Genomic DNA, 8,925 nt, shown 5'->3' with positions numbered 1-8,925 from the left:
GGTATACCATCGTCGGCAGCGTCAGATGTGGAGAAGAGACAGGTGTTATCTGACACACCGCATTCGCGAGCAAGCCCGCTCCCACATTATTTCCAGCATAAAAAAGGCCCGCTCCTTATTGGGAGCAGGCCCTGTTTATCAATAGTCAGAGATAACTTGGTTTAATTAGTAGAACCGGTCAATCACCCGAACTTCATTCTGGTTCTGCATCGAGGCCCAGGCCTGTTTCAGGGTTTGCAGAACATTACCGATGAAGTCCTTGTCGGCTGCGGCTTTCTTGCCGACATAGCCCTGGCCGCGACGGTACATCTTCAGTCGGGCAAGCAGGTTCTGGTTGTTCTGGTCGAACTCTGCTTCATGGGCATGAGGCGACAGGCAGTCGATATGTACCTGGCCAGACTTGCTGATCCAGAGAATGTGGCTGTCGTGGCTGTCTTTCTTTGCAGCGAACATACGAGCCAGTTCATCGATAGTTGGTTGATTGTTCAGATTCATCATAAAGCCCCTTGACCAATTGGTGATCTTTCAAAGTTGATTCGCTAATACAGGTAGCCCATCGGTTAGTTGATCCCTGGCACCGAAACCAGGACGTCAGCGTTCGACCGCCTTATCGGGCGGGGTCCTGCGTCTGTTGCATGTAGTCGTGTTGAATAACTGCTACGCAATAGCGTCACAACGAAGAGAAGCGGCGAAAACCTTAAGGCCACTGCCGACATTTTCAGGGTCGGCCACAAGCATCATGAGGATTGCTCGCCAAGACTTCTCGCCCTTGTACTGGACGTTCAGGCCAGGTCAGCTTCTTCAATCTGCCTTGTGGGCAGCGTGTATCCGGGAAAAACAGCTCGGCGGTCAGACGAGCTTGCTCAAACGTGTTGCCGGTACTCCCGATCGGGGAGACGTCTGCATCATGCAAGGGCAAAACGGAGGCGTCAACGGTTTTGTAGTGAATATTTTTGATCACTACATATTGTCGGACAAAGCTGTTCGGAATTAGCGCGCGGAGTTGAGGACGTGTCGGTCAGGACGACAAAGGCGGACACTGAAAGCGGTAAAAAGTGCAGGGATGACGGTCAACTACCTGCTGATGCAAGGTGAACCCGCCTGTGTTGAGCCCTGGCATTACGGCGGCCCAGAACAGCCGTGCCGGCTGATTCGCCTCGATGTGGAAAATCTGCCATTGACCGGGGAATTGGCTCAAGAGGGTGGAAACGACAAATCGCGCGACACCCCGGCCACGGAAGCGTCGGCTGACAAACAGATAGCCGATGTTGTAGTCGGCACCGGGTAGTTGGGTCTGGTTATCCACGGTCACAAAACCGGCCAGCTCCCCGTCGACTTTGATCAGGAAAGGTCGGGTGGCGGGGTTTCGCCAGTAGTCGGGCATGGGCAGGATGTTGAAGAATCCGTATTCGCCCAGTTTCAGCGGCATCCATTCGCTGAAGTCATAGGTGTAGAACTGCATCAGGTTCTCGATGATTTCCAGTTCGTCGCGTTGGGCGGCGTGCAGTTCTATCGAAGTCATACGGGGGTGGCTCCTGATCGGCCAAGGGACACAATTGATTATGGTCGGCGTCGCACGATCCGTGGCGAGGGAGCTTGCTCCCGTCGAGTCGCGAAGCGGCTCTCGCTTTCAAACAAAATCATTGGGCCTGCTGCGCAGTCCAGCGGGAGCAAGCTCCCTCGCCACAGGGTTTACGTGTTGCCTGCCGGTTTTGACCTGCGCCTGGTGCCACTCGCTGGTTTGCGCGGAGCGCCTTTGCGCTTTTTCTTCCAGGGGGCTGCGGCGGATCCGGTGGGCGGTGGACCGCTGATGGTCAGGCTCAGTCCGGCGCAACGAGTGACTTGCTTGCTCATCCACGCTGCCTGTTTGGTGACGAACTCTTCCAGGCTCATTTCCCCGCTTTGCACCATGTCCAGGGCCTGTTCCCAGATCGCCGTCGTGCCCGGATCGGCGATGGCTCGCGGTACGGCGTCGATCAGGCTGAACGCGGCCGGCGTGGCGGCCAGGGCCTTGCCGTTCTTGACCAGATAACCACGGTCGAGCAGGCCCTGGATGATCGACGCGCGGGTCGCTTCGGTGCCGATACCGGTGGTGTCCTTGAGTTTTTGTTTGAGCAGAGGGTCTTCCACCAGTTTGGCGACATTCTTCATGGCCTTGATCAGATCGCCTTCAGTGAACGGCTTTGGCGGTTGGGTCCAGAGGTCCTTGAGTTGCACACCCGCCACTGCGCAATCGATGCCTTCGGTCAGGTTCGGCAGTGTCTGCGGCGCCGGGGCTTCGCGGCCCTTGGCCGGTGCCAGCGCTTCGGGCAGGGCGCGTTTCCAGCCCGGCTCGATGATCTGCTTGCCGACAGCGCGCAGGGCAAGGCCTGCGCAATCGAAGTCGGCCTGGGTGCGGTCGTATTCGTGATTGGGCAGGAACTGCGCCAGGTATCGCGCGCGGATCAGGGTGTAGACCGCGCGCTGTTTGCCCGCCAGTCGGTCGAGATTCTTCGCGGCAGCCGTGGGGATGATGCCGTGGTGCGCGCTGACCTTGGCATCGTTCCAGGCCCGAGAACGCCGTTGTGGATCAAGGTGATCGTGCAAGGCGTTCAACGCCGGATCGGCCTGGCGCAGCGCCGCCAGAATACTCGGCGCCTCGCTGTGCTGACTGAGGGGCAAGTAGCCGCAATCACTGCGCGGATAGGTAATGACTTTGTGGGTTTCGTACAGCGCCTGGGCGATGTCGAGGGTTTCCTGGGCGCCAAGGCCGAGTTTCTTTGAACAAACCTCCTGCAGGGTGCCCAGATCGAACGGCAGCGGGGCCACTTCGCGCATCCGCTCGGTGCGCAGTTTGATCACCCGCGCACTGGCCGCACCGCTCATGGCGGCCGCCGCTTGTTGTGCCAGCGCCTGATTCAGGCAGCGGTCCTGATCGTCGCAAACGTCGGATGCCGCTCGCCATTGCGCCGTGAACGCGGTGCCGTTGTGCAGCAGTTGCACATCGATGGCCCAATAGGGGACGGGCACAAAGTCGGCAATGCTGCGATCGCGATCCACCACCAGGCGCAAGGTCGGCGTTTGCACCCGGCCGACCGGCAATACGCCTTGATAACCAGACTGGCGCCCCAGCAAGGTGAACAGCCGACTCATGTTCATGCCGATCAGCCAGTCGGCCCGGGAGCGACCCAGGGCCGAGTGATAGAGGCTGAAGGTTTCGTTCCCCGGTTTGAGTGCCGCGAGGGCCTTGCGGATGGACGCATCGTCCAGCGCCGACAACCAGAGCCGGCGGATCGGCCCGCGATATCGGCAATGTTCCACCAGCTCTCGGGCGATCATCTCGCCTTCACGGTCGGCGTCCGTGGCAATGATCAGTTCGCTGGCTTCGCCGAGCAGGCGCTTGACCGCTTTGTACTGGCTGGCGGTGCGCGGTTTGACGGTCATTTTCCACTTCTCGGGAATGATCGGCAGGTCCGCCAGCACCCAGCGCTTGTAGCGCGCTTCGTAGGCATCCGGCGGTGCGGTTTCCAGCAGATGGCCGATGCACCAGGTCACCGTGACGTCCGTTCCCAGCCAACAACCATCGCCCCGGCGCTTGGCGCCGAGCACGGCTGCAATGTCTTTGGCCTGGGAAGGTTTTTCACAGAGGTACAGCCGCATAACCACCATCGTCGATCAATGTGCGAGAGGTGCACAGAATGGCGCTTGATGAGCGATGGAGCAATCTTTATCTGTATGGATGTACAGCTTTGTGTGTCGCGCCGAAGGCTTGCAGCGGCAGACACCGGCTTGGCCCCGTTCGGCTGCGAAGCATTCGCGAGGGTGAAACTTGGGTTATACCTGATAAATCGTGGTTTCAGGTTTTGGGTCTGCTGCGCAGCCCATCGCGGGCAAGCCACGCTCCCACAATCGATTTGCAGGTCCATCACCGTCATGAGGAACGTATTCCATGAAAAGCTCCGGTCCTAGTCCTGTCATCACTATTGCCGAGCAGCCCGGCTGCCTATTGGTGAGGTTCCACGGCATTCAAGTCGCCGCTTCTGCTCGCGCACTGGTGTTGCTGGAAGCCAACTACCCGCCGGTGTACTACGTGCCGCGAGAGGATATCGACGAGAAGTATTTCGCCCGCACCGACCACACCAGTTATTGCCCGTACAAGGGCGATGCGAGTTATTTCAGTTTGCAGGTGCCGGGGCATGAGAGTGCCAATGCAGTGTGGAGTTATGAGAATCCCAAGATATCGGTGGAGCAGATACGCGAATACGTGGCGTTCTACCCGGATCAGGTGAAGTTTGAGTTGTTGGACGCCGAGGTTTGATGATTGCCGTCAGGCGGGCGCAGATGTGGCGAGAGAGTCTGTGTACTCCCTCGCCAGCCGGGTGGATCAGTTCTTGTCGAGATCCACGTTTCGGGTCTCACGCAAGCACAGCATGCCCACCACCAGGCTTACCCCGGTGATCACCACCGGATACCACAGGCCGTAGAAGATGTCCCCGGTGTACACCACCAAGGCAAATGACACCGTCGGCAGGAAGCCGCCGAACCAGCCGTTGCCGATGTGGTAGGGCAGGGACATCGAGGTGTAGCGGATGCGGGTCGGGAACAGTTCGACCATCAACGCCGCCAGCGGGCCGTAACACATGGCCGAGATAATGATCAGCGCGACGATCAGCGCCACGATCATCGGCTTGTTGATCTGCTGCATGTCCGCCTGTTGCGGGTAACCGGCGAGCGTCACGGCACCGCGCAAGGCGGCTTCGTCGAAACCATCGATCTTCACGTCACCAACGCTCACCTGCACGTTGCTGCCGGTCGGTGCGACAGCACTCTGGTAGGGCAAACCCTGCTTGACCAGGAAGGTCTTGACCTTGTCGCACGGGCTGTCAAATTTCGCCTTGCCCACCGGGTCGAACTGGAAGGTGCAGGTGGCCGGGTCGGCCATCACGGTGATCGGTGCCTGGCGGCTGGCCAGGTCGATGGCCGGGTTGGCGTAGTGGGCCAGGGTCTTGAAGATCGGGAAGTACAGCGCGGTGGCCAGCAGCAGGCCGATCATCAGTACCGGTTTACGCCCGACCTTGTCCGACAGCCAGCCAAAGAAAATGAAGAAGGGGGCGCCAATGGTCACGCTGACAATCAGCAAACCGTTGGCCACGGCCGGGTCCATTTTCAGGAACTGGGTGAGGAAGAACAGCACATAGAATTGCGCGGCGTAGAAGGTCACCGCTTGCCCGGCATTGATGCTGAACAGCGCGATCAACACCACTTTGAGGTTTTCCCATTTGCCGAAGGAGTCGCGAATCGGCTGTTTGCATAGCTTGCCTTCCTCTTTCATTTTCACGAAGGCCGGCGACTCGTGCAGGCTCAGGCGAATCCAGGTCGAAATACCCAGCAGCACGATGGAAAACAGGAACGGAATGCGCCAGCCCCAGACTTCGAACTGATCGCCGGTGAAGTAACGGCAGCCCAGCACCACCAGCAGCGACAGCAGCAGGCCAAGGGTCGCGGTGGATTGAATCCAGCTGGTGTGGAAGCCTCGCTTGCCGATGGGCGCGTGCTCGGCGACATAGGTCGCGGCACCGCCGTATTCACCGCCCAGGGCCAGACCCTGGAGCATGCGCAGCACCACCAGGATGATCGGCGCGGCGATGCCGATGCTGGCGTAGGTCGGCAGCAGTCCGACGCAGAACGTCGCCAGGCCCATGAGGATGATGGTGGCGAGGAAGGTGTACTTGCGTCCGATCATGTCCCCCAACCGACCGAACACCAGCGCACCGAACGGCCGGACGATGAAGCCCGCGGCGAAGGCCATCAGCGCAAAGATAAACGCCGTGGTGTCGTTGACCCCCGCGAAGAACTGCTTGCTGATCACCGCCGCGAGGGCGCCATAGAGGAAAAAGTCGTACCACTCGAAGACCGTCCCGAGGGACGAGGCGAAGATGACTTTCTGGGTTTCCTGACTGGTGCCCGCGCTGCGCACGGCGTCCAGGGACTGAACGTGTTCTGACATACCGGTATCCCTCTCAGTGATTGTTTTTGTTGTTCCACTGGTGTCGCGTGTTCCATTTCAGGGGTAATGCTCGATGTCCGTGAATCTAATGCAATCCTTGTGGGAGCGGGCTTGCTCGCGAAAGCGTCGTCTCATTCAACATCAATGTGAATGATCCACCGCTTTCGCGAGCAAGCCCGCTCCCACATTGGATGTGTTTACTGATGTGGTGAGGATCATCTGCGCAGCCTTCTCGGCAATCATCAGTGTCGGTGAGCAGGTGTTGCCCGAGGTGATGCGCGGCATGATCGAGGCATCGGCAATGCGCAGGCCGGGGATGCCATGGACCTTGAGTTGCGCATCGACCACGGCGTCGGCGTCATTGCCCATGCGGCAGGTCCCCACCGGATGGAAAATCGTGGTGCCGATTCGCGCGGCGGCTTCATGCAGTTGTTCTTCGCTTTGCAGGCTGTCGCCGGGCAGGTATTCCACCGGATTGAATGCACGCAGGGCCGGCGCGGAGACGATGCGGCGGGTCAGGCGGATGGCGTCGGCGGCGACGCGCAAGTCCTCCGGATGACTTAGATAATTGGGTTGGATCAGCGGTGCTTCTTGCGGATTGGCGGAGCGGATTTCCACCCGGCCACGGCTTTGTGGACGCAAGTCGCAGACCGATGCGGTAAACGCCGGGAACGCATGCAGCGGTTCGCCAAAGCGCTCCAGCGACAGCGGTTGCACGTGGTATTCAAGATTCGCTGAAGTCTGTTCCGGCCCGGAGCGGGCAAACGCGCCAAGCTGACTCGGCGCCATCGACAGCGGGCCGCTGCGGTCATACAGGTAGCGCAGGCCCATGCCCATCTTGCCCCACAGGCTGCCGGCAATCTGGTTCAGGGTGCGGGCATTTTCCAGTTTGTAGATCAGCCGCAGTTGCAGGTGATCCTGCAAATTGCCGCCAACACCGGGTAGCTCATGAGTGACGCCAATGCCCAGCCGCTCCAGCAGCGGACGCGGGCCGATGCCGGAGCGTTGCAGGATGCTGGGGGAACCGACCGAGCCGGCACAGAGGACGATCTCCTTGCGCGCTTTGAAGGTTTTCGCCTGGCCTTGCCAACGGGCACTGACCGCTGAGGCGCGGCCATTCTCCAAAAGCACGCGGTCGACTTCGACACCGGTCAGTACAGTCAGATTGGGGCGCTGGCGAATCGGTTTGAGAAACGCCTTGGCCGCGTTCCAGCGGATGCCGGACTTCTGATTGACCTGGAAATAGCCGCAACCTTCGTTGTCGCCCTGGTTGAAGTCATCGATGCTGGCGATGCCGCTTTGTTCGGCAGCACTGCGGAAGGCGTCGAGAATCGGCCATGACAGGCGCTGGCGTTCCACTCGCCATTCGCCCGCGGCGCCGTGAAATTCGGCGGCGCCGGCAAAGTGGTTTTCACTTTGCTTGAACAGCGGCAACACGTCTTGCCAGCTCCAGCCAGAATTGCCATCGGCGGCCCAGCGGTCGTAGTCCGCGGCCTGGCCGCGCATGTAGATCATGCCGTTGATGGAGGAGCAGCCGCCCAGTACCTTGCCGCGCGGGTAGCTCAGGGCGCGACCTTGCAGCCCCGGTTGTGCCTCGGTCTTGAAGCACCAGTCGGTGCGCGGGTTGCCGATGCAGAACAGGTAACCCACGGGGATGTGAATCCACGCATAGTTGTCGCGGCCGCCGGCTTCGAGCAGCAACACGCGATGTTGCGGGCTGGCCGACAGTCGATTGGCCAGCAGGCAACCGGCCGGCCCGGCCCCGACCACGATGTAATCGTATTCATCAAGGGAAGGCTGCATCCCTGACCTCGTTTGTTGTTCTTGTTGTCTGTCATCCTAGTTGTTAGCTTTCGTCAAAAGAATGTTAGTTTTTGCGCAGCCGCTGTGCGTTTTTAAACAGCATCCCAAACGGCAAAGAACAAGGATGATTCATGTTCGACTGGAATGACTTGCGGTTTTTTCTCGAATTGCAGCGCAGCGGGCGTTTGCTCACGGCTGCCCGTCGCTTGAACACCACCCATGCCACCGTGGCGCGGCACATCGAGGCGATCGAAAGGAGCCTCGGTACGGCGTTGTTCGTTCAACATGCCCAGGGTTACGAGATGACCCCGGCTGGCGAGGCGTTGCTTAAACACGCCGAGGCGATGGAAAACGTGGCGTTGCTGGCCCAGGAAGAAATCACCCAATCCACCGCGCCACTGGGCAAGATCCGTGTCGGGGTGACGGAAGGGCTGGGCATCATGTTCCTCGCCAGCCGCATGAACGGCTTGTTCGAACGCTATCCGGGGCTGGAAGTGGAACTGGTGGCGGTGCCGCGGTTTGTCAGCATCCTCAACCGCGAGGCGGAAATCAGCATCCACCTGGAGCGCCCGGCCGCCGACATGCTGGTCACCCGCAAACTCACCGATTATCGCCTGGCGTTGTATGCCAGCCAGGACTACCTCGATCGTTCGCCGCCGTTGCGCAGTCGTGAGGACTTGGGGCGCCATGCCTGGATCGGCTATGTCGACGACCTGTTGTTCAGCCAGGAACTGATGTTCCTTAACAGCTTCTGCCGCAACCCGCAGGTGGTGTTTCACAGCACCAGCGTGATCGCCCAGCAGCAGGCTGCGCGCTCAGGTCTGGGGATTGCCGTGCTGCCGTGCTACATGGCCAGCGCCGACCCGGGTCTGGTGCCGCTGCTGCCGGAGGAAAGCATCCAGCGCAGCTACTGGATCAGCACCCGGCGCGAACTGCACAAATCCGTGCGGCTGCGGGTGTTGTGGGATTACGTGGTGCAGATGTGTGAGCGTGAGCAGGGGTTGTTGTTGGGCGGTGCCTGAACTGGCGCCTTCGCGAGCAAGCCCGCTCCCACATTGGAACGCGGCCTCCTGTGGGAGCGGGCCTGTCTCTTCTCCACATCTGACGCTGCCGACGATGGTATACCAGTGTAGATC

Annotated in this window: 7 protein-coding genes; 2 read left to right on the top strand and 5 right to left on the bottom strand. The window is 60.0% G+C overall.

Annotated elements, in window-relative coordinates:
- Positions 1–165: 165 nt before the first annotated feature.
- From AC07XF_RS28390 to AC07XF_RS28380, 3 genes are all read right to left on the bottom strand, one after another.
- Positions 166–495, bottom strand: coding sequence for a hypothetical protein (locus AC07XF_RS28390; protein WP_033063592.1), 330 nt, complete (start codon positions 493–495; stop codon positions 166–168).
- A 523-nt stretch (positions 496–1,018) separates the two neighbouring features.
- A complete protein-coding gene (locus AC07XF_RS28385) occupies positions 1,019–1,522 on the bottom strand; it encodes a GNAT family N-acetyltransferase (protein WP_495029162.1) in 504 nt (167 codons plus the stop codon).
- Between the two features lie 170 nt (positions 1,523–1,692).
- Entirely contained in the window at positions 1,693–3,639 is a 1,947-nt protein-coding gene (locus AC07XF_RS28380; protein ID WP_495029161.1) for a DNA topoisomerase III, read from the bottom strand.
- Positions 3,640–3,928: 289 nt separating this feature from the next.
- Between AC07XF_RS28380 and AC07XF_RS28375 the strand changes: the two genes are divergently transcribed.
- Positions 3,929–4,297, top strand: a complete 369-nt coding sequence (locus tag AC07XF_RS28375; RefSeq protein ID WP_495029160.1) for a DUF427 domain-containing protein — start codon at positions 3,929–3,931, stop codon at positions 4,295–4,297.
- Positions 4,298–4,363: 66 nt separating this feature from the next.
- Here the strand turns inward: AC07XF_RS28375 and AC07XF_RS28370 are convergent, their stop codons facing one another.
- The gene (locus tag AC07XF_RS28370) at positions 4,364–5,986 is read right to left on the bottom strand and encodes an MFS transporter (RefSeq protein ID WP_495029159.1); all 1,623 of its coding nucleotides are present in this window, start codon (positions 5,984–5,986) and stop codon (positions 4,364–4,366) included.
- A gap of 141 nt (positions 5,987–6,127) precedes the next feature.
- Positions 6,128–7,789, bottom strand: coding sequence for a GMC family oxidoreductase (locus AC07XF_RS28365; protein ID WP_495029158.1), 1,662 nt, complete (start codon positions 7,787–7,789; stop codon positions 6,128–6,130).
- 131 nt (positions 7,790–7,920) lie between these two features.
- Between AC07XF_RS28365 and AC07XF_RS28360 the strand changes: the two genes are divergently transcribed.
- Complete coding sequence (locus AC07XF_RS28360; RefSeq protein WP_495029157.1) at positions 7,921–8,811, top strand: LysR family transcriptional regulator; 891 nt, start codon at positions 7,921–7,923, stop codon at positions 8,809–8,811.
- Positions 8,812–8,925: the final 114 nt, after the last annotated feature.

Source organism: Pseudomonas sp. GW821-FHT01C01 (assembly GCF_059422645.1).
Note: the sequence above shows the minus strand (reverse complement) of the source record. Positions and strands in the feature narration are given on the sequence as shown.